21 protein-coding genes and 1 other RNA gene are annotated in these 21,452 nt (G+C 54.8%); 14 read left to right on the top strand and 8 right to left on the bottom strand.

Translation table 11 applies throughout. The features are described from left to right. Nucleotides 1–87 precede the first annotated feature (87 nt). Nucleotides 88–816, top strand: a complete 729-nt coding sequence (locus OGV67_RS14095; protein ID WP_012135022.1) for an oxidative stress defense protein — start codon at nt 88–90, stop codon at nt 814–816. Between the two features lie 154 nt (nt 817–970). Here the strand turns inward: OGV67_RS14095 and argP are convergent, their stop codons facing one another. Next, a complete protein-coding gene (gene argP / locus OGV67_RS14090; protein ID WP_012135021.1) occupies nt 971–1,864 on the bottom strand; it encodes a DNA-binding transcriptional regulator ArgP in 894 nt (297 codons plus the stop codon). 158 nt (nt 1,865–2,022) lie between these two features. Here argP and rpiA point away from each other — a divergent pair, with 158 nt between their 5' ends. Together rpiA and serA are read left to right on the top strand one after the other, a co-directional pair. Further along, entirely contained in the window at nt 2,023–2,682 is a 660-nt protein-coding gene (rpiA, locus tag OGV67_RS14085; RefSeq protein WP_024130929.1) for a ribose-5-phosphate isomerase RpiA, read from the top strand. Nucleotides 2,683–2,950: 268 nt separating this feature from the next. Next, complete coding sequence (gene serA / locus OGV67_RS14080) at nt 2,951–4,183, top strand: phosphoglycerate dehydrogenase (RefSeq protein WP_286465659.1); 1,233 nt, start codon at nt 2,951–2,953, stop codon at nt 4,181–4,183. Between the two features lie 88 nt (nt 4,184–4,271). On the opposite strand, the gene OGV67_RS14075 is transcribed toward serA, so the two are convergent. From OGV67_RS14075 to zapA, 3 genes are all read right to left on the bottom strand, one after another. Further along, the gene (locus tag OGV67_RS14075) at nt 4,272–4,874 is read right to left on the bottom strand and encodes a 5-formyltetrahydrofolate cyclo-ligase (protein WP_047461402.1); all 603 of its coding nucleotides are present in this window, start codon (nt 4,872–4,874) and stop codon (nt 4,272–4,274) included. A gap of 20 nt (nt 4,875–4,894) precedes the next feature. Then, nucleotides 4,895–5,078: non-coding RNA, 6S RNA (gene ssrS / locus OGV67_RS14070), on the bottom strand. 41 nt (nt 5,079–5,119) lie between these two features. Continuing rightward, entirely contained in the window at nt 5,120–5,449 is a 330-nt protein-coding gene (gene zapA / locus OGV67_RS14065; RefSeq protein WP_006686880.1) for a cell division protein ZapA, read from the bottom strand. A gap of 166 nt (nt 5,450–5,615) precedes the next feature. On the opposite strand from zapA, the gene ygfB reads away from it, so the two are divergent. The 7 genes from ygfB to gcvP all read left to right on the top strand — a co-directional run bounded on the left by ygfB (nt 5,616) and on the right by gcvP (nt 15,121). Further along, entirely contained in the window at nt 5,616–6,194 is a 579-nt protein-coding gene (gene ygfB / locus OGV67_RS14060) for a UPF0149 family protein YgfB (RefSeq protein ID WP_147294118.1), read from the top strand. A gap of 25 nt (nt 6,195–6,219) precedes the next feature. Next, entirely contained in the window at nt 6,220–7,545 is a 1,326-nt protein-coding gene (gene pepP, locus OGV67_RS14055; RefSeq protein WP_115614437.1) for a Xaa-Pro aminopeptidase, read from the top strand. Further along, nucleotides 7,542–8,720 carry a 2-octaprenyl-6-methoxyphenyl hydroxylase gene (ubiH, locus tag OGV67_RS14050; RefSeq protein ID WP_115614438.1) on the top strand — a complete coding sequence of 393 codons (1,179 nt, stop codon included), beginning with the start codon at nt 7,542–7,544 and terminating at the stop codon, nt 8,718–8,720. Before pepP ends, ubiH begins: the two co-directional genes overlap by 4 nt. A 142-nt stretch (nt 8,721–8,862) precedes the next feature. Then, nucleotides 8,863–10,065: an FAD-dependent 2-octaprenylphenol hydroxylase gene (ubiI, locus tag OGV67_RS14045; RefSeq protein ID WP_024130924.1), complete on the top strand. Its 1,203-nt coding sequence runs from the start codon at nt 8,863–8,865 to the stop codon at nt 10,063–10,065. Nucleotides 10,066–10,516: 451 nt separating this feature from the next. Then, a complete protein-coding gene (gcvT, locus tag OGV67_RS14040) occupies nt 10,517–11,611 on the top strand; it encodes a glycine cleavage system aminomethyltransferase GcvT (protein WP_012135011.1) in 1,095 nt (364 codons plus the stop codon). Nucleotides 11,612–11,636: 25 nt separating this feature from the next. Further along, nucleotides 11,637–12,026, top strand: coding sequence for a glycine cleavage system protein GcvH (gene gcvH, locus OGV67_RS14035; RefSeq protein WP_012135010.1), 390 nt, complete (start codon nt 11,637–11,639; stop codon nt 12,024–12,026). 221 nt (nt 12,027–12,247) lie between these two features. Next, the gene (gene gcvP, locus OGV67_RS14030) at nt 12,248–15,121 is read left to right on the top strand and encodes an aminomethyl-transferring glycine dehydrogenase (protein WP_115614439.1); all 2,874 of its coding nucleotides are present in this window, start codon (nt 12,248–12,250) and stop codon (nt 15,119–15,121) included. A gap of 110 nt (nt 15,122–15,231) precedes the next feature. On the opposite strand, the gene bglA is transcribed toward gcvP, so the two are convergent. Both bglA and OGV67_RS14020 read right to left on the bottom strand, forming a co-directional pair. Continuing rightward, nucleotides 15,232–16,665, bottom strand: a complete 1,434-nt coding sequence (bglA, locus tag OGV67_RS14025; protein ID WP_115614440.1) for a 6-phospho-beta-glucosidase BglA — start codon at nt 16,663–16,665, stop codon at nt 15,232–15,234. Nucleotides 16,666–16,785: 120 nt separating this feature from the next. Beyond that, on the bottom strand, nt 16,786–17,514 hold the full coding sequence (locus OGV67_RS14020) for a MurR/RpiR family transcriptional regulator (RefSeq protein ID WP_012135006.1): 729 nt from the start codon (nt 17,512–17,514) through the stop codon (nt 16,786–16,788). Nucleotides 17,515–17,566: 52 nt separating this feature from the next. Between OGV67_RS14020 and yqfB the strand changes: the two genes are divergently transcribed. After that, nucleotides 17,567–17,878 carry a N(4)-acetylcytidine aminohydrolase gene (yqfB, locus tag OGV67_RS14015; protein ID WP_047461422.1) on the top strand — a complete coding sequence of 104 codons (312 nt, stop codon included), beginning with the start codon at nt 17,567–17,569 and terminating at the stop codon, nt 17,876–17,878. A 161-nt stretch (nt 17,879–18,039) separates the two neighbouring features. Further along, nucleotides 18,040–18,699 carry a PAQR family membrane homeostasis protein TrhA gene (gene trhA, locus OGV67_RS14010; protein ID WP_012135004.1) on the top strand — a complete coding sequence of 220 codons (660 nt, stop codon included), beginning with the start codon at nt 18,040–18,042 and terminating at the stop codon, nt 18,697–18,699. Nucleotides 18,700–18,853: 154 nt separating this feature from the next. Here the strand turns inward: trhA and ygfZ are convergent, their stop codons facing one another. Continuing rightward, nucleotides 18,854–19,834 (bottom strand): tRNA-modifying protein YgfZ, encoded by a 981-nt coding sequence (gene ygfZ, locus OGV67_RS14005; protein WP_286465656.1) that lies wholly within the window; start codon nt 19,832–19,834, stop codon nt 18,854–18,856. A gap of 256 nt (nt 19,835–20,090) precedes the next feature. Between ygfZ and sdhE the strand changes: the two genes are divergently transcribed. Beyond that, the gene (gene sdhE, locus OGV67_RS14000; RefSeq protein ID WP_024130922.1) at nt 20,091–20,357 is read left to right on the top strand and encodes an FAD assembly factor SdhE; all 267 of its coding nucleotides are present in this window, start codon (nt 20,091–20,093) and stop codon (nt 20,355–20,357) included. Then, nucleotides 20,338–20,745, top strand: coding sequence for a protein YgfX (locus tag OGV67_RS13995; RefSeq protein ID WP_024130921.1), 408 nt, complete (start codon nt 20,338–20,340; stop codon nt 20,743–20,745). The genes sdhE and OGV67_RS13995 overlap by 20 nt, the downstream gene beginning before the upstream one ends. 97 nt (nt 20,746–20,842) lie before the next feature. Here OGV67_RS13995 and fldB read toward each other — a convergent pair whose 3' ends face one another. Beyond that, entirely contained in the window at nt 20,843–21,367 is a 525-nt protein-coding gene (fldB, locus tag OGV67_RS13990; RefSeq protein ID WP_012134999.1) for a flavodoxin FldB, read from the bottom strand. Nucleotides 21,368–21,452 lie beyond the last annotated feature (85 nt).

Here is a 21,452-nt window from a genome sequence, read left to right as displayed (position 1 = left end):
TCTGATGGACAACGCGCAGATACCCGCTAAGCTTGCCTGCATGCGCCCTGAGTTTCAGGGCGATTAACGTAACATGGAGGAGCGACAGTGAAGTTCAAAGTGATGGCCCTTGCGGCATTAGTCGGATTTAGCGCAATCCCGGTACAGGCAAATGAGTTGCCGAATGGACCGCACATCGTGACTTCCGGGACGGCAAGCGTGGATGCGACGCCTGACATCGCCACCCTGGCGATTGAAGTCAACGTGTCGGCAAAGGATGCCGCTTCCGCCAAGAAACAGGCCGATGAGCGTGTTGCGCAATACCTTTCTTTCCTTGAACAAAATCAGATTGCCAAGAAAGACATCAGCTCTGCAAACCTGCGCACTCAGCCGGACTATGACTACCAGAATGGTAAAAGTGTGCTGAAAGGCTACCGCGCGGTGCGAACCGTTGAAGTTACGCTGCGCCAGCTGGACAAACTCAACTCTCTGCTGGATGGCGCGCTGAAAGCGGGTCTGAATGAGATCCGGTCGGTGTCATTAGGCGTTGCGCAACCGGATGCCTATAAAGATAAAGCGCGTAAAGCGGCGATTGACGACGCGGTTCACCAGGCTGAGCAACTGGCAGCGGGCTTTAACAGCAAGCTGGGGCCGGTTTATAGCGTGCGTTACCACGTTTCTAATTATCAGCCGAGCCCGGTGGTGCGAATGATGAAAGCGGACGCGGCGCCTGCGGTGTCGGCCCAGGAAACCTATGAGCAGCCGACAATTCAGTTTGCTGATCAGGTCGATGTGGTGTTCCAGTTAGAACCAGCAGCAGAGACGAAAGCACAGTAAGCGTTGTTGAAACGTCTTATCCGGCCTACAAACCATCGTAGGCCCGGCAAGCGCAGCGCCCCGGGCAAATTGCCGGATGGCGGCGTAAACGCCTTATCCGGCCTACAAAATAACCTGTAGGCCTGATAAGCGTAGCGCCATCAGGCACGGCGCGTTAATCCTGTCTTAAAACCTTATGCCCATACTCCAGCAGCGCGTCAGTCACGTTGCGCATCATACGGCTTTCCGGCGCAAAACGGTGCCAGTAGAGCATCCGACGCTGGAACAGGCCAGGCGTTAAATCGATCAGCTCACCGCTCTCCAGCTCTTTCTCGATCTGCAAATGCGGGATCATACAGCAGGTGGTACCCTGACGCGCGAGCTGTACGAAGGCTTCGGAAGAGTTAACGATATGGCACGGCACGCTGCCCGGCGGTAAATCGAAGTTCTGCTGTAAAAAGGCCTGGTGCATGTCGTCCAGATGGTCAAACGCCACTGCGGGCGCTTTCAGCAGCGCGGAACGGGTGACGCCGTTGGGGAAGTAGCGCTCGGCGAAGGGTTTTGATCCCACGAACAGATAGTCGAGCGCGCCAAGTTTGTCTACCAGGCAGCTTGGCAGCGCCTGGTGCTGAATACTCACCGCGCCAACCACTTCGCCGCGACGCAGACGTTCCTGGGTGCGGGTTTCATCTTCCACCTGCAAATTGAGGCGAATAGGCGAGTCGGCCAGAACCGGCGCCAGCGCCGGAAGCAGCCAGGTCGCCAGACTGTCGGCGTTGACCGCCAGCGACAGCAGCAGCGGCGTGGAGCCGGTTTGCTCATCGCCAAGCCACTCATCTTCCAGTAGCTCTACCTGACGCAGCAGCGCCAGCAATTTTTGTCCTTGTTCGGTAGGACGCGGCGGAACGGTACGTACCAGCAGCGGTTGCCCAAACATATTCTCAAGCTGTTTTATGCGTTGTGAGACAGCGGATTGTGTGATGCACAACTTCTGTGCGGCGCGTTCAAATCCCCGTTCACGAATCACCGCATCCAGCGCTTGTAGTGTTCTGTAGTCTGGACGTTTCATTGCTCTGAGGTACTCCTGAAATTTTTCTTATCCCGCACTATGACATAAATTTCACTCAGGTACAGACGAAATCCGCTGCTTGCGAGCGGGGCCGGAGGGATTTTTTCGTACAATGATCTATAATGCGCCTGAATTTTCACACCACAGGCGAAACGATCATGACGCAGGATGAACTGAAAAAAGCAGTAGGATGGGCGGCACTTCAGTATGTACAGCCCGGCACCATTGTGGGCGTAGGTACCGGTTCAACAGCCGCGCACTTTATTGATGCGCTGGGCACAATGAAAGGTCAGATTGAAGGGGCGGTGTCCAGCTCGGATGCATCTACTGAAAAACTCAAGAGCCTCGGCATTACCGTTTTCGATCTGAACGAAGTGGACAGCCTGGGCGTCTATGTTGATGGCGCGGATGAGATCAACGGCCACATGCAGATGATTAAAGGCGGCGGCGCGGCGCTGACGCGTGAGAAAATCATTGCTTCGGTGGCGAAGAAATTCATCTGCATCGCGGATGCCTCCAAAGAGGTCGATATTCTGGGTAAATTCCCGCTGCCGGTGGAAGTGATCCCGATGGCGCGCAGCGCTGTCGCACGCCAGTTAGTGAAGCTGGGCGGTCGTCCTGAGTACCGTCAGGGCGTAGTCACTGATAACGGCAATGTGATCCTCGACGTATACGGCATGGAAATTCTTGATCCGATCGCGATGGAAAACGCGATTAACGCCATTCCGGGCGTCGTGACCGTCGGCCTGTTCGCCAACCGTGGCGCGGATGTGGCGCTGATTGGTACGGCAGACGGCGTAAAAACTATCGTAAAATGATCTGGCGAGGGTGATTCATCCCGCGTTAAAAAAATTTGGCAGGGCAAATTTGGTGACTTGTGTCACGTTTTGGATGTTGCCCTGCCGATCTCTCCAAAGAAAATCTTATCCCCAGCATTTTCCTCTGCCATTTCACGCTGAATGATATTTCTTCAGAGTGGCGACGCAAACGTTCATATTGCCGCAATAGTTTTTTTTGATATGTTGAAAGGCGGATACAAATCCACATACAACACATCAGTTTCGATAAAAAGACAGGGTCGGGGAAATGGCAAAGGTATCACTGGAGAAAGACAAGATTAAATTTCTGCTGGTTGAAGGTGTGCACCAAAAGGCACTCGAAAACCTTCGCGCGGCAGGTTATACCAACATCGAATTTCACAAAGGCGCTCTGGATACTGAGCAGTTGAAAGAGTCCATCCGTGATGCCCATTTCATTGGCCTGCGATCCCGAACCCATCTGACCGAAGATGTGATTGACGCCGCAGAGAAACTGGTGGCGATTGGATGTTTCTGCATCGGCACCAACCAGGTTGATCTGAGCGCAGCGGCAAAACGCGGAATCCCCGTGTTTAACGCGCCGTTCTCCAACACGCGTTCTGTTGCGGAGCTGGTGATTGGCGAGCTGCTGCTACTGCTTCGCGGCGTGCCGGAAGCGAACGCGAAAGCGCACCGTGGCGTGTGGAACAAACTGGCGGCCGGTTCGTTTGAAGCGCGCGGCAAAAAGCTGGGGATCATTGGTTACGGCCACATTGGCACGCAGTTGGGCATTCTGGCGGAATCGCTGGGCATGCACGTTTTCTTCTACGATATTGAAAATAAACTGCCGCTGGGCAACGCGACCCAGGTACAGCATCTTTCCGATCTGCTGAACATGAGCGACGTTGTGAGCCTGCATGTGCCGGAAAACGCCTCCACCAAAAATATGATGGGCGCGACGGAAATCGCACTGATGAAACCGGGCGCGCTGCTGATCAACGCGTCTCGCGGTACGGTGGTGGACATCCCGGCGCTGTGCGATGCGCTGGCGAGCAAACACCTGGCGGGCGCAGCTATCAACGTATTCCCGACGGAACCTGCGACCAACAGCGATCCGTTTACTTCTCCGCTATGTGAATTCGACAATGTGCTTCTGACGCCGCATATCGGCGGCTCTACCCAGGAAGCGCAGGAGAACATCGGCCTTGAAGTGGCGGGCAAACTGACGAAGTATTCTGATAACGGCTCTACGCTATCTGCGGTGAACTTCCCGGAAGTCTCCCTGCCGCTGCACGGCGGTCGTCGTCTGATGCATATCCATGAAAATCGTCCGGGCGTGCTGACCGCGCTTAACCAGATTTTTGCCGAGCAGGGCGTTAACATCGCCGCGCAGTATCTGCAAACGTCTGCCCAGGTCGGTTACGTGGTGATTGATATCGAAGCGGATGAAGATGTGGCGGAGAAAGCCCTGCTGGCGATGAAAGCGCTACCGGGTACGATTCGCGCTCGTCTGCTGTACTAATTTGTATACTGTGCCGGGTGGCGGCTATGCCTCACCCGGCCTGTGAGATCGGTTCGTAGGCCGGGTAAGCGTAGCGCCATCAGGCAATTCACTGCGGCCACTCCCACACTTTTGACGGCGTCACCACCGCAGGCAGCGGGATATCCCACTCTTCGACAGGCAACTTTTCCACTAACTGACAATCGTGCGCATAACCCACCGGTTGGATCTTATGCTGTCGCCAGTTCTGCAACGTTCTGTCGTAGAACCCGCCGCCCATTCCCAGACGCTGGCCGTCTTCGTCGAAAGCGACTAACGGTGTAACCAGCACATCTAACTGAGAGAGCGGCAGCACGTCGCGCACATCCAGCTTCGGTTCCTGAATTTTCAGACGATTCATCACCAGCGAGCTTTGCGGATGATAATGCAGAAACAGCAAATTGCCGGGGCTGAACGGATGGAGAACCGGTAAATACACGCGTTTTCCCGCGCGCCAGAGCTGCTCAATCAAGGGTTGCGTGTCCAGCTCGCCATCAAATGAAAGAAACACCGCGACGGTGTGGGCAAGAACCACGGGAGGATAAGCAAGCATTCTGGTGGCGGCCTGTTGACCGAACGCGGTTTGCTGTTGAGACGTCAGCGTACGGCGACGTTGCCGAATCATCTGGCGGATTTCTTGTCGGGATAAAAGAAGTTCAGGAAGTTGCGTCATGGCTGTCGCCAGGTAGAAGGGGAATCTCCGAGATGCCGCCGCAGGCTGTAACCCTTGAACCCTTGGTTCAAGGTGAATGCGTCGTCACGGTTTTAAGGCTTCTCGGACTAGCCGAGCATGCTCACCAACCATGGAGCGCCACATTCTTGTGGTATGAAATATCGGCTCAGGGGACTGGCCCGCTTGCAAACATCTCAGAGAAATTTTGTCTTCACGGTCACTCTACCATAGTAAACCGAAAAGTGTTATTCAAAGTTTTGGCCCGTTTTTTCGGTTATGCGACCCTGATCAAGCAACGCCTGTTCAATGGTCTGTTGAAGCATCCGAATTCGTTGTTCCATGCTCGCCGCGTAGTCGCGGGTCTTCGCTTTTTCCTGAGTTAATTCATAGCTGATGTTCAATGCGGCAATGAAAACCAGCTGCTCAGTATTTGTGACTCTAGTGCGAACTTTTAGATCTTGCAACCGCTGATTCAGATCGTCCGCAGCCTGATTCAACGCATCCCTTTGTTCAGGCGGGCAATTCACGCGGAGTGAACGGCCAAAAATTTGGATATCGACGGGTTGTGCAGACATGCCACCTTCCTGCTGATTGACTGCGCTGCCTTCGCCTCCAGACCCTGGGTCGGCGAAGGGGCGACACTATAGCTACCCCGGTGTGAAGATACAAGCCCTTTTCTGGTTCACCAGGGTCCAAAGTGGTAGCATATCATGAATATCCTCCCTTTGATGACGAATGCTTATGTCTATACAGAACGAAATGCCTGGTTACAACGAAATGAACCAGTTTTTGAACCAACAGGGGACGGGGTTAACCCCGTCCGAAATGCACGGTTTGATCAGTGGGATGATTTGCGGCGGCAACAACGACAGCTCATGGCAGCCGCTGTTGCACGACCTGACGAACGAGGGGCTGGCCTTTGGTCACGAACTGGCGCAGGCGCTGCGTAAAATGCACGCGGCAACCAGCGACGCGCTGGAAGACGACGGCTTCCTTTTTCAGCTTTTTCTGCCTGAAGGCGACGACGTGAGCGTGTTCGATCGCGCTGATGCGCTGGCCGGCTGGGTTAACCACTTTTTACTGGGGCTTGGCGTCACGCAGCCTAAGCTGGATAAAGTGACCGGCGAAACCGGTGAAGCCATTGACGATCTGCGCAACATCGCCCAGCTCGGTTATGACGAAGACGAAGATCAGGAAGAGCTGGAGATGTCGCTCGAAGAGATCATCGAATATGTGCGGGTTGCGGCGCTGCTGTGCCACGACACCTTTACGCGTCAGCAGCCGACGGCGCCGGAAGTCCAGAAACCGACTCTGCACTAAGAACGTAAACGCAATGGAGAGTGTTATGAGCGATATATCTCAGCAGGAGTATCAGCGTCGCCGCCAGGCATTACTGGCGCAAATGCAGCCGGGCAGCGCCGCGTTGATTTTTGCAGCTCAGGAAGCCACGCGCAGCGCGGACAGTGAATATCCGTATCGCCAGAGCAGTGATTTCTGGTATTTCACCGGTTTTAACGAGCCGGAAGCGGTGCTGGTGCTGATTAAAAGCGATGACACTCATAACCACAGCGTTTTGTTTAACCGCGTTCGCGATCTGACGGCGGAGATCTGGTTTGGCCGCCGCCTGGGGCAGGACGCCGCGCCGGAAACACTGGGCGTGGACCGCGCGCTGGCGTTCAGCGAAATCAACCAGCAGCTTTATCAGCTACTCAATGGCCTTGACGTGGTTTACCACGCGCAGGGCGAATATGCGTATGCCGACGAGATTGTTTTCGCCGCGCTGGATAAACTGCGTAAAGGTTCCCGACAGAACCTGACTGCACCAGCGACGATGACCGACTGGCGGCCAATGGTGCACGAGATGCGCCTGTTTAAATCGCCGGAAGAGATTGCCGTCATGCGTCGCGCGGGCGAGATCAGCGCGCTGGCGCATACCCGCGCAATGAAAAAATGCCGTCCGGGGATGTTCGAATATCAACTGGAAGGTGAAATTCACCACGAATTTAACCGTCACGGCGCGCGCTATCCGTCTTATAACACCATTGTTGGCAGCGGTGAGAACGGCTGCATCCTCCACTACACCGAAAATGAAAGCGAAATGCGCGACGGCGATCTGGTGTTGATCGACGCCGGATGCGAATACAAAGGTTATGCTGGCGACATTACGCGTACTTTCCCGGTGAACGGCAAATTTACGCCCGCTCAGCGCGAAATCTACGATATCGTGCTGGCGTCGCTGGAAACCAGCTTACGCCTGTTTCGCCCGGGAACGTCTATCCAGGAGGTCACGGGAGAAGTGGTGCGCATCATGATCGCGGGGCTGGTGAATCTGGGCATTTTGCAGGGCGACGTGGAGCAGTTGATCGCGGAAAACGCCCATCGTCCATTCTTTATGCATGGTCTTAGCCACTGGCTGGGGCTGGATGTACACGATGTTGGCGTTTACGGGCAGGATCGCTCCCGCGTGCTGGAGCCGGGCATGGTGCTCACCGTTGAGCCGGGTCTGTACATTGCGCCGGACGCCGACGTGCCGGAAGCGTATCGCGGCATCGGTATCCGTATTGAAGATGACATCGTCATTACGGAAACGGGCAACGAAAACCTGACCGCCAGCGTGGTGAAAAAAGCGGACGATATTGAAGCCTTAATGGCGGCGGCGCGTCAGCTATGAGCGTGATTATTGTTGGCGGCGGTATGGTGGGCGCGACGCTGGCGCTGGCCCTTTCTCAGCTTAGCCACGGCAAACTGGCCGTGCACCTGATTGAAGCGAGCGCGCCTGAAGCCGCCGCGCATCCCGGGTTCGACGCCCGGGCGATCGCGCTGGCGGCAGGCACCTGTCAGCAACTGGCGCGGATTGGCGTCTGGCAGGCGATTGCTGATTGCGCAACGGCGATCAACACGGTATATGTCAGCGATCGCGGCCATGCCGGTTTTGTCACTCTGGACGCGCAGGATTACAGCATCGCTGCGTTGGGGCAGGTTGTGGAGCTGCATGATGTCGGTCAGCGACTGTTTGCGCTGTTGCGCAAAGCGCCGGGCGTGACGCTGCATTGCCCGGATCGCGTTGCCAGCGTGGCGCGGACGCAAGAAAAGGTGAATGTCACTCTGGAAAACGGCGACGTGATTTCTGGTCATGTCGTGGTGGCGGCCGACGGTACGCACTCCGCCCTGGCGACCGCCTGCGGCGTGGACTGGCAGCAGCAGCCTTATGAACAACTGGCGGTGATTGCCAATGTTGCGACTGCTATCGCGCATGATGGACGTGCGTTTGAACGCTTTACCCAACACGGCCCGCTGGCGATGTTGCCGATGTCCGAAGGTCGCTGTTCGCTGGTGTGGTGCCATCCGCTTGAACAGCGCGATGAGATCATGCGCTGGTCGGATGAACGTTTTTGCCATGAGCTACAGTCGGCGTTTGGCTGGCGGCTGGGACGAATCACCCATGCGGGTAAGCGCAGCGCTTATCCGTTAGCGCTCACCACGGCGGCCAAAGCGATAACCCATCGCACCGTGCTGGTCGGCAATGCGGCGCAGACGCTGCATCCTATCGCCGGGCAAGGGTTTAACCTGGGGCTGCGCGATGTGATGAGCCTTGCCGAAACGCTGGTGCAGGCGCATGAGTCTGGGGCGGACGTCGGCGAGTACGGCGTGCTTTCTGAGTACCAGTCGCGCCGTCAGGCTGACAGAGAGGCGACGGTTGGCATAACGGATAGCCTGGTGCATCTGTTTGCTAACCGCTGGGCGCCGCTGGTTGCCGGGCGCAACGTCGGCTTAATGGCGATGGAGTTATTGCCTCCCCTTCGCGACACGTTGGCAAAACGGACGTTGGGCTGGGTCGCACGATAATTTACCGGTAGGTCGGAATAAAGAAGTAGGCCTGATTAGCGCAGCGCCATCAGGCAATGCCGCGGAAGTAATGTAATGCCGGATGGTGGCTTTGCCTTATCCGGCCTACGGTTTTTGATTGTCCTATTTTCAGGAGTACACAGTGCAAAGTGTTGATGTAGCCATTGTTGGCGGAGGCATGGTAGGCCTGGCTGTCGCCTGCGGTTTGCAGGGCAGCGGTTTACGCGTGGCCGTTCTGGAACAGCGCGTTCCACAGCCGCTGGCGAGCGACGCTCCCCCGGCATTACGCGTGTCGGCTATCAATGCCGCCAGTGAAAAACTGCTTACGCGTCTTGGGGTCTGGTCAGACATTCTTGCTCGCCGCGCAAGCTGCTATCACGGTATGGAAGTCTGGGATAAAGACAGCTTTGGCCGCATCGAGTTTGATGACAAAAGCATGGGATACAGCCACCTGGGGCACATCATTGAAAATTCGGTGATCCACTACGCGCTATGGCAAAAGGCGCAGCAGTCAGCGGATATTACCCTGATGGCGCCGGCTGAATTGCAGCAGGTCGCCTGGGGAGAAAATGAAACCTTCCTGACCCTGAAAGATGGCGCGATGCTGACGGCAAGGCTGGTGATTGGCGCAGACGGCGCGAACTCCTGGCTGCGCAACAAAGCGGATATTCCGCTGACCTTCTGGGATTACCGTCATCATGCGCTGGTGGCGACCATCCGCACCGAAGAGGCGCACGGCGCCGTTGCGCGTCAGGCGTTTCATGGCGAAGGCATCCTGGCGTTCCTGCCATTAAGCGATCCGCATCTGTGTTCCATTGTCTGGTCGCTGTCTCCGCAGGACGCTGAGCATATGCAGCAGGCGAGTGAGGATGCGTTCAATCGGGCGCTGAACGTCGCGTTTGATAACCGCCTCGGCTTATGCCTCGTTGAGAGCGAACGCCAGGTGTTCCCGCTGACGGGACGCTATGCGCGTCAGTTTGCCGCACACCGGCTGGCGCTGGTGGGCGACGCCGCACATACCATCCATCCGCTGGCGGGGCAGGGGGTGAACCTCGGCTTTATGGACGCCGCAGAGTTGATCGATGAACTCAAACGTCTGCAACGCCAGGGCAAAGACATTGGTCAATACCTCTATTTGCGTCGCTACGAGCGCAGCCGTAAGCACAGCGCCGCGATGATGCTGGCAGGTATGCAAGGTTTTCGCGAACTGTTTGCCGGAGAGAACCCGGCGAAGAAATTGCTGCGCGATATTGGTCTGAAACTGGCCGATACTCTTCCGGGCGTAAAACCGCAACTGATTCGTCAGGCGATGGGATTGAACGATCTGCCTGAGTGGCTCCGCTAAGCATTTCCCTCCTGCTTCTGAGAGTTTGAAACCCGTCACATTTTCCTCTCCCGGCCTTCGCGCCGGGACGCTTTCCTCATTTGAAATAATCTAATTTCACCTCTCTTTTCGCATTAGTTTTTTTAATATTACGATTTTCAACTATCGTCATTTTTGACATTTTTTCCACATTTAATATGGGTGTGTGCGGGATGGTTACGTATTTTATTATCGTTTATGGAGGTGGTTTGTTTATTTTGTGGTTTTTTATGCTGAGGTGGGTTTGGCGTTTTTTGGTCATAAGCTAATGTGATGGTTAATTTTGCCTTATGGTTTAGCGTCTGCTTCGGTGGTAAGTTCAGGTAAAAGAGAACGTTTGCGTCGAAGCCCTGGAGTGGCTGCGACGCCGGGTTTCGTGGCGAAGATTTCACCATGAAATGGTTGTAAGCCCCGCTTATTCAATGAGGACAAGATGGCTCAACAGACTCCTTTATACGAACAACACACGCTTTGTGGCGCGCGCATGGTGGATTTCCATGGCTGGATGATGCCGCTGCACTATGGTTCTCAACTTGATGAGCACCATGCAGTTCGCACTGATGCCGGTATGTTTGATGTGTCGCATATGACCATCGTCGATCTACGCGGCAGCCGCACCCGGGAGTTTTTGCGTTATCTGCTGGCGAATGACGTGGCGAAACTCACAAAGACCGGTAAAGCCCTCTACTCTGGCATGCTCAATGCCTCGGGCGGCGTGATAGATGACCTGATTGTCTATTACTTCACTGAAGATTTCTTCCGCCTCGTTGTAAACTCCGCCACCCGCGAAAAAGACCTCTCCTGGATTACCCAACACGCCGAACCTTACGCCATCGACATCACCGTTCGTGACGACCTGTCGCTGATTGCGGTACAGGGGCCGAATGCGCAGGCGAAAGCGGCCACGCTGTTTACTGAAGAACAGCGCAAGGCGGTGGAAGGCATGAAACCGTTCTTTGGCGTGCAGGCGGGCGATCTGTTTATTGCAACAACCGGTTATACCGGCGAAGCAGGCTATGAAATTGCGATGCCAAACGAAAAGGCGGCGGATTTCTGGCGTGCGCTGGTGGAATCCGGCGTGAAGCCGTGTGGCCTGGGCGCGCGTGATACGCTGCGTCTGGAAGCGGGTATGAACCTGTATGGTCAGGAGATGGATGAAGGCGTCTCTCCGCTGGCGGCGAACATGGGCTGGACCATCGCCTGGGAACCGGCCGATCGCGATTTTATTGGTCGCGAAGCGCTGGAAGTCCAGCGTGAAAAAGGCACCGAACAACTGGTGGGTCTGGTTATGACCGAGAAAGGCGTACTGCGTAACGAACTGCCGGTACGCTTTACCGATGCCCAGGGGAATCAGCTGGAAGGCGTTATCACCAGCGGCACTTTCTCTCCAACGCTGGGCTATAGCATTGCGCTGGCGCGCGTTCCGGCGGGTATTGGCGAGACGGCGATCGTGCAGATCCGCAACCGCGAAATGCCAGTAAAAGTCACTAAACCTGTTTTTGTGCGTAACGGCAAAGCCGTCGCGTGATTCATCCTTTTTTGGAGATTTATTGATGAGCAACGTACCTGTAGAACTGAAATACAGCAAAGAACACGAATGGCTGCGCAAAGAAGCAGACGGTACTTACACGGTTGGCATCACGGAACACGCTCAGGAATTGCTGGGCGATATGGTTTTTGTCGATCTGCCAGACGTCGGCGCCACCGTTGCGGCGGGCGATGACTGCGCGGTAGCAGAATCGGTAAAAGCCGCTTCTGATATTTATGCGCCGGTGAGCGGTGAGATTGTGGCGGTAAACGACGCGCTCAGCGACTCCCCTGAACTGGTCAACAGCGAGCCGTATGCGGGTGGCTGGATCTTCAAAATCAAAGCCAGCGACGAAAGCGAAATCGACTCGCTGCTGGATGCAACCGCATACGAAGCATTGTTAGAAGACGAATAAATACGCTTCATCCTTCACGCAGCAGGTGTGTTGGCTTCCTCGCTCACCCCAGTCACTTACTTATGTAAGCTCCTGGGGGTTCTCTGCGTCTCCGCCGTCCTGCAACGTGAATGATTTTGCGTATTCGTTTTCGCACGCGTAGGCCCGGTAAGCGTTAGCGCCACCGGGCAATTGAGCCAGAGACAATCACGATTCACAGCACGTTTCAGGAACCATCGCCCATGACACAGACGCTAAGCCAGCTTGAAAACAGCGGCGCTTTCATTGAACGCCACATTGGACCGGACGCCGCACAGCAGCAAGAGATGCTGAATACCGTTGGCGCCGAGTCGTTAAACGCGCTGATCGGCCAGATTGTGCCGAAAGACATTCAGCTTGCCACGCCGCCGCAGGTAGGTGAAGCGGCGACGGAATACGCCGCGCTGGCCGAATTAAAAGCGATTGCCGGTCGCAACAAGCGCTTCACGTCTTACATTGGCATGGGTTATACCGCGGTGCAGCTGCCGCCGGTTATCCTGCGCAATATGCTGGAAAATCCGGGCTGGTACACCGCGTATACGCCTTATCAGCCGGAAGTTTCGCAGGGGCGTCTGGAAGCGCTGCTGAATTTCCAGCAGGTGACGCTGGATCTGACCGGGCTGGATATGGCCTCCGCTTCGTTGCTGGATGAAGCAACCGCTGCCGCAGAAGCGATGGCGATGGCAAAACGCATCAGCAAACTGAAAAACGCCAACCGTTTCTTTGTCGCCTCTGACGTTCACCCGCAAACGCTGGACGTCGTGCGCACCCGCGCGGAGACCTTCGGTTTTGATGTGATCGTCGATGACGCGGAAAAAGTGCTGGATCACCAGGATGTGTTCGGCGTGCTGTTGCAGCAGGTTGGCACCACCGGTGAAGTCCACGACTACAGCGCGCTGATTAGCGAACTGAAATCACGTAAAGTTATCGTCAGCGTAGCCGCCGATTTTATGGCGCTGGTGCTGCTGACGGCACCGGGTAAACAGGGCGCGGACATTGTGTTCGGCTCTGCGCAACGCTTCGGCGTACCGATGGGCTACGGCGGCCCACACGCGGCGTTCTTTGCCGCCAAAGATGAATTCAAACGTTCCATGCCGGGCCGTATTATCGGCGTATCGAAAGATGCGGCGGGCAATACCGCACTGCGCATGGCGATGCAGACTCGCGAGCAGCATATCCGTCGCGAGAAAGCGAACTCCAATATTTGTACTTCGCAGGTGCTGCTGGCCAACATTGCCAGCCTGTATGCCGTTTATCACGGTCCGGTTGGGCTGAAGCGCATTGCTAATCGCATTCACCGCCTGACCGACATTCTGGCGGCGGGCCTGCAACAAAAAGGGCTGAAACTGCGCCATGCGCATTACTTCGACACCCTGTGCGTAGAGGTGGCCGATAAAGCCGCCGTCCTGGCGCGCGCGGAGGCCGCAGAGATCAACCTGCGCAGCGACATCCACAACGCTGTTGGCATCACGCTGGATGAAACGACAACCCGCGAAAACGTGCTGCAACTGTTCTCTGTACTGCTGGGTGACGACCACGGTCTGAACATTGATACGCTGGATAAAGACGTGGCGCACGATAGCCGCTCTATCCAGGAGAGTATGCTGCGTGATGACGCGATCCTGACGCACCCGGTGTTCAACCGTTACCACAGCGAAACGGAGATGATGCGCTACATGCACTCGCTGGAGCGTAAAGATCTGGCGCTGAACCAGGCAATGATCCCGCTGGGTTCCTGTACCATGAAGCTGAACGCGGCGGCGGAGATGATCCCCATCACCTGGCCGGAATTTGCGGAACTGCATCCGTTCTGCCCGGCAGATCAGGCGGAAGGGTATCATCAGATGATCAACCAGCTTTCTGACTGGCTGGTGAAACTGACGGGCTATGACGCCGTGTGTATGCAGCCGAACTCCGGCGCGCAGGGCGAATACGCGGGCCTGCTGGCGATTCGTCATTATCATGAAAGCCGCAACGACGGGCATCGCGATATCTGTCTGATCCCGGCCTCCGCTCACGGCACCAACCCGGCTTCCGCACAGATGGCGGGTATGCAGGTGGTGGTGGTCGCATGCGATAAGAACGGCAACATCGATCTGGCGGATCTGCGCGCTAAAGCCGAGCAGGCGGGTGACAATCTCTCCTGCATCATGGTGACTTACCCATCCACCCACGGCGTGTACGAAGAAACCATTCGTGAAGTGTGCGAGATCGTGCATCAGTTCGGCGGCCAGGTATACCTCGATGGCGCAAACATGAACGCGCAGGTTGGCATTACCTCTCCGGGCTTCATCGGCGCGGATGTTTCACACCTCAACCTGCATAAAACCTTCTGCATTCCGCACGGCGGCGGCGGCCCTGGTATGGGGCCGATCGGCGTGAAATCACATCTGGCACCGTTTGTTCCGGGTCACAGCGTGGTGCAGATCGAAGGGATGCTGACCCGTCAGGGCGCGGTGTCCGCCGCACCGTTCGGCAGCGCATCCATTCTGCCGATCAGCTGGATGTACATCCGCATGATGGGCGCGGAAGGGCTGAAGCAGGCGAGCCAGGTGGCGATTCTGAACGCCAACTATATCGCCAGCCGCCTGAAAGACGCGTATCCGGTGCTGTATACCGGTCGCGATGGCCGCGTGGCGCACGAGTGTATTCTCGACATCCGCCCGCTGAAAGAAGAAACCGGCATCAGCGAGCTGGATATTGCCAAGCGTTTGATCGACTACGGTTTCCACGCGCCGACCATGTCGTTCCCGGTGGCGGGAACGTTGATGGTTGAACCGACGGAATCTGAAAGCAAGATGGAACTGGATCGCTTTATCAATGCGATGCTGGCGATTCGCGCGGAAATCGATCGCGTGAAAGCCAGTGAGTGGCCGCTGGAGGATAACCCGCTGGTTAACGCGCCGCACACGCAGAATGAGCTGGTCGCGGAGTGGAACCACGGATACAGCCGTGAAGTCGCGGTGTTCCCGGCGGGGGTAGCGAACAAGTACTGGCCGACCGTGAAACGCCTTGATGACGTTTACGGCGACCGTAACCTGTTCTGCTCCTGCGTACCGATGAGCGAATATCAGTAATCTCTCTGCCATGCTGTAGGCCGGGTAAGCGCAAGCGCTACCCGGCTTTTTTTTATTCGGAGACAGAACTTGTCGGCCGGATAAGGTATTAGCCGCCACCCGGCAAAAAATTACAGCTTCTCGCCGTTGCTGGCGATAACCTCTTTATACCAGGTAAAACTTTTCTTCCGCGAGCGCGCCATATCGCCGCTGCCGTCGTCATGCTTGTTCACGTAAATAAAACCGTAACGCTTGCTGTATTGCCCGGTCGTGAATGACACGCAATCGATGCAGCCCCACGGCGTATAGCCCATCAGATCCACGCCATCATACGTCACCGCTTTCATCATCTCTTCTACGTGAGCACGCAGATAGTCGATGCGGTAATCGTCGTTGATGCTGCCGTCTTCTTCCACTTTGTCATAGGCGCCAAACCCATTTTCCACAATAAACAGCGGTTTCTGATAGCGTTCATACAGCTCGCACAGGGAATAACGCAGGCCGACCGGGTCAATCTGCCAGCCCCAGTCGGAAGCTTTGACGTGCGGATTCGGCACGCTGCCCTCGAAGCCGGAAATGGCATCGCCGCTACCGCCTTCTGCTTTTACTGCGTTAGTCATGTAATAGCTGAAGCCAAGGTAATCGCAGGTGCCTTCGCGCAGAATCTCCGCGTCGCCAGCGTCCATGTTGATGTTAAAGCCGCGACGTTCCCATTCGTTCAGTACGTAAGACGGGTAGTAGCCGCGTAGCTGAACGTCGGTAAACACATAGCGCTCACGCATGGATTCCTGCGCGAACATGACATCTTCCGGCTTACAGGAAAACGGATAGAGCGCGACCATCGCCAGCATACAGCCGACCTTCATCTCCGGGTTGATGCGGCGTGCCGCCTTCACCGCCAGCGCGCTGGCGACAAACTGGTGATGCAGCACCTGATACATGGTTTCTTCCGGGTTTTCATGCTCGGTATACACCACGCCGGAACAGCAGTAGCCAAACAGCGGCGCACGCCAGTTGCGCTGGTTGTTGATCTCGTTGAAGGTCATCCAGTATTTGACTTTGTGCTTGTAGCGCTCAAATACCACCTCCGCGAAGCGGACGAAGAAATCCACCACTTTACGGTTGGTCCAGCCGCCGTATTGCTGTACCAGATGCAGCGGCATTTCAAAGTGGGAGAGGGTGATGACTGGTTCGATGTTGTATCTGAGCAACTCATCGAACATATCATCGTAGAATTTCAGCCCTTCTTCGTTCGGTTGCGTCTCGTCACCCTGCGGGAAAATGCGGGTCCAGGCGATGGAGGTGCGAAAGCATTTAAACCCCATCTCGGCGAGCAGCTTAATGTCTTCTTTATAGTGACCGTAAAAATCGACCGCTTCATGGTTCGGATAATATTTACCTGCTACGACTTGTCGGGTGATTTCACGCGGTACGCCATGTGCTCCGCCGGTCAGCACATCACAGATGCTCGGCCCTTTGCCGCCTTTGTTCCAGCCGCCTTCAACCTGATGAGCGGCAACTGCGCCGCCCCATAAGAAATCTTTTGGTAAGGTGAGTTTTTTCATTGTTGCTCAATCTCAAATTAATACAATCTGATTTTGAGTCTAACAAAGGAAGGCAAAAAGTCACGATATAACAAAATAGCGCTGGTGTAATTTGTTACGTCCAAAAAACAAATTGTTTTTTTACGCTAATTTTTTCGCCAGCTTACGGCCTAATGATTCAAGAATATAGATAACGGGGATCTGCGTTGTAATATCATAAACGCCAGCAATACGGGTTTGTGGTACATGCCAGGAGAGATTAAAATCAGCCAGCTTTGCCAGCGCCGAGTGTTCATGGCTGGTAATCGACAGCACTTTGCAGTTGTGCAGGCTGAACTGGCTGGCAAAACGCAGGATCTCCGCAGTCTCTCCCGATACTGAAAGCACAATCGCCAGCGCGTTTTTTGCCATATCGTTGGTGACCGGAAAATAAGGATCGTCAATATGATTACTGAATTTCCCGACGTTAGAGAAAAAACGTGCGCCATATTTTGCCAGCGCGCCGGAAGTTCCTGCGCCGACAAATATAATACGTTCGGAAGATAAAATGATATCGACAGCCTGATCGAGTAATTTATCAAACTCATCGTTATTGACGCTTTTAAAGAAACTGATAATTTCGCTGGCGCCAAAATTAGCCTGTTGCGGCTCATCCTGCTCTAAATATAATTTAAAGCGCACGCGGAATTCAGAGTAGCCGTCACAGTGAAGTTTGCGACAAAAGCGCAGCACGGTGGTGGTGGAAACGCCCACGGCATCAGCCAGTTCGCGAATGGTCATGTACATGACTTTGTCACGGTTTTTGATGACATAGTTGTAGACCAGCATCTCAAGATTGTTGAGACTGGCGATGGCAGCGTGGGAGAACATACTCACAATGGCAAAACTCACTCATCAGACTTCATCTACAGGGAATAATAACATGCAGCCAAATGACATCACTTTTTTTCAGCGTTTCCAGGATGACATTCTGGCCGGACGCAAAACTATCACCATTCGTGACGAGTCCGAATCACACTTCAAAGCCGGGGATATTCTACGGGTTGGACGCTTCGAAGATGAGGGTTACTTCTGCACAATTGAGGTTGTTGGCACTTCAACCGTCACGCTGGACACGCTAACGGAAAAACATGCCCGGCAGGAAAACATGACGCTTGAAGAGCTTAAACATGTGATTGCCGGGATTTACCCGGATCAGACGCAATTTTATGTGATTGATTTTAAATGCCTTTGATTTTAATGAACAACTGTTAGTTGAAAAATAAGTTTCAACATCATGATTTACAAAGATTAATCTTAAGTTGATATTTATTTTAGCTAACAGGTGTTCACTGGAACCATTCTCAGTTACGCTAGGAACGCTATCACGATTGTGAACGTTCTTTGGAGTAAGCTATGGTGCAGAAACCATTAATCGCACAGGGATATTCGCTGGCAGAGGAAATTGCCAATAGCATCAGCCACGGTATTGGGTTGGTGTTTGGTATTGTCGGTCTGGTGCTGTTACTGGTTCAGGCGGTAGACGCGAATGCCAGTGCAACGGCCATTACCAGCTACAGCCTGTACGGCGGCAGCATGATCCTGCTGTTTCTTGCTTCAACCCTCTACCACGCGATTCCGCATCAGCGGGCGAAGATCTGGCTGAAAAAATTCGACCACTGCGCTATCTATCTGCTGATTGCCGGAACCTATACGCCGTTTTTGCTGGTGGGGCTGGATTCGCCGCTGGCGCGTGGGCTGATGATTGTCATCTGGAGCCTGGCGCTGCTCGGTATTTTATTCAAGCTGACTATTGCCCACCGGTTTAAGGTTCTCTCGCTGGTAACGTATTTAACGATGGGGTGGCTGTCGCTGATTGTGGTTTATCAACTGGCGATCAAACTGGCGGCGGGAGGCGTGACGCTGCTGGCGGTCGGCGGCGTGGTCTATTCGCTAGGCGTGATTTTCTACGTCTGCAAACGCATTCCCTATAACCATGCAATCTGGCACGGGTTCGTGCTGGGCGGCAGCGTGTGCCACTTTCTGGCGATCTATCTGTACGTAGGGCAGGTCTGACACACTGTTGCCGGATGGCGGCTACGCCTTATCCGGCCTACGAGGGATGGGGCCTGAAACCCAACTGCCGGATGGCGGCTAATACCTTATCCGGCCTGCATGGCGCACTGAACCGTAGGCCTGATAAGCGCAGCGCCATCAGGCGTTATTCTTTTTACTCTTCCAGCGAATAGGGCAGCGGTACGATGTGCAGAGTATTCGCATCATCGCGTACGCGAAATACGCTGTCAGCTTCCATATCGTTGTTCATGACCACCTGCACCAGAACCTGGCCGTCATCCAGTTGCACTGCCGCAAGAACGGTGCCGGTACGACGCCAGTTCTCACCCATCTGCAACTCCAGATCTTCTCCGGCTTCCGGTACGCGGCTGGCTTTACCCGCCAGAGACCAGAGCGCGCGTTTGTTCGCACCGCGGAATTTTGCCCGGGCGACCATCTCCTGCCCGCTGTAGCAGCCTTTCTTAAAGCTGATACCGCCCAGCGCCTGTAGGTTGGTTGCCTGCGGTATAAATTGCCCGCTGTTCGCGGAGTCAATGACCGGAATGCCCGCTTCAATATCCAGCGCCAGCCACTGCTGGCTGTTGTTCAGCGCCGCTTCGCCACGCAGTTTTTCAGTCAGGGATTCAGCCGTGGCGACATCCGTAATCAACAGAAAACGTTCCACCGGATGTTCAAACCAAAGCAGGGTAGACGCCCCTTCGCTCACGACCTGTTTTTCGCTGTTCGGTAACTCGCTAAAGATATTCGCCAGCGCTGCGCGAGCCTGAAAACCAGCGATACCGAGCAGAACACGCTCATCGTCAGGTGTGATCGCGACTTTAGAGAACACGGCGTATTTTTTCAGCTCGGTCAGTTGGGCCTCGCGCAGACTGCGGCGTTCAATCCAGGCAAAACCGTCGCCGTCGCGGAACAGACGCAGGTTGCTCCACATCTTCCCTTTTGCATCGCAATGGGCGACCAGTAAGTGTTGCTGTTCGGTAAGCTGGTTGACGTCCGCGGTGACCTGACCTTGCATATACTTCTCGCTGTCGGCGCCGGTGATCGAGGCCAGCGCCCAGTCATCGAGAGTGATCAGCGTCAGAGGCAAACGGGCTGACGCGGACGGTTGACGAGGAGGAAAAGGTGTAAAAGCCATAATAATGTCCTGATTTGCTTAACGCAGTAATAGTGACTAATGGTAAAAGAGCTATAGCCCATTGCAAGCGGTTTAAACATCCCATTTGTGCCTTATCGCCCGCTTTGCGAGGCGCGATGCAAAATCGATGAACCCTTTGACTTAATGTGGTTTTATTTGCCGATCATGCTTCCGTTTATGGAGATTCCCGTAAAAGAACATGAAAAACACGTTACAATAGCCGGGTACTTCATTTTCGCGAGACAGGAAGAAGAACATGGATATTAATAACAAAGCACGTATTCATTGGGCATGCCGTCGCGGTATGCGTGAGCTCGACATTTCTATCATGCCGTTTTTCGAACATGAGTACGATAACTTAAGCGATGAAGAAAAATGCATCTTTGTTCGTTTGCTGGAATGCGACGATCCTGATTTATTTAACTGGTTGATGAACCACGGTAAACCGGGTGATGCAGAGCTGGAACAAATGGTGAAACTCATCCAGACACGGAATCGGGAACGTGGTCCTGTGGCAATCTGATTTACGCGTCTCCTGGCGCGCACAATGGCTCTCTTTGCTCATTCATGGGCTTGTCGCCGCATTGGTTTTATTGATGCCCTGGCCATTGAGCTACACGCCGCTCTGGCTGATATTGCTTTCGCTGGTGGTGTTCGACTGTGTGCGCAGTCAGCGGCGGATTAATACCCGACAGGGCGAAATTAAATTGCTGATGGATGGGCGTTTACGTTGGCAAGGGCAAGACTGGACGATTCAGGGCCCGCCCTGGATGCTTAAAACTGGCATGATGCTGCGTTTGCGCGCCGACAGCGGGAAGCGTCAGCACTTGTGGCTGGCGGCGGACAGCATGGATGACGCAGAGTGGCGGGATTTACGGCGGTTAATGCTGCAACAGGCGACGCAGGGGTAACGCTGACGAAGGCCTGATGGCGCGCAGCTTTAAGGCCTACGGTTCGGTGCGCCATGCAGGCCGGACAGGGCGTTCACGCCGCCATCCGGCAAAACGGTCAGCAGGAATAGTGCTCTGCCATCTCACCGAGAATTTGCTCGCACCAGGCCTGGATGCGCTCATCGCTGAGATCGTACTGGTTGGTTTCATCCAGCGCCAGGCCGACAAAAAGTTGCCCATCGGCAATGACCGGTTTCGGGCTGGTGAACTCATAGCCTTCGGTAGGCCAGTAGCCGACAAATTTAACGCCTTTGGTGACAAGTTTGTCATGCAGCATACCCAGCGCATCCAGGAACCACTCGCCGTAGCCCAACTGGTCGCCCATGCCGTAGAGCGCGACAATTTTGCCTTCCAGCTTGAGATCGTCCAGTTGATTCCAGACGGCTTCCCAGTCTTCCTGTATTTCACCAAAATCCCAGGTCGGAATGCCTAAAATGAGCACATCGTACTGCTCCATTAAGGTCGGAGAGTCATCCTTGAGGTTGTGTAATGTGACCAGTTCCGGGCCAATAATGTCGCGAATTTTTTCCGCTGCCATTTCGGTATAGCAGGTGCTGGAACCATAAAAAAGGCCGATATTCATGACGTACTGCTCTCGATTCTTGCGATGACGATGCGGCTAGTGTACCAGAAAGGCGTCGGCTTCAGGCATAATGGCGTTGATTTAA

This window comes from Citrobacter sp. CK188 (genome assembly GCF_030333525.1).
Taxonomy (GTDB): Bacteria; Pseudomonadota; Gammaproteobacteria; order Enterobacterales; family Enterobacteriaceae; genus Citrobacter_B; species Citrobacter_B koseri.
This window is presented reverse-complemented; position numbering and strand designations above follow the sequence as displayed.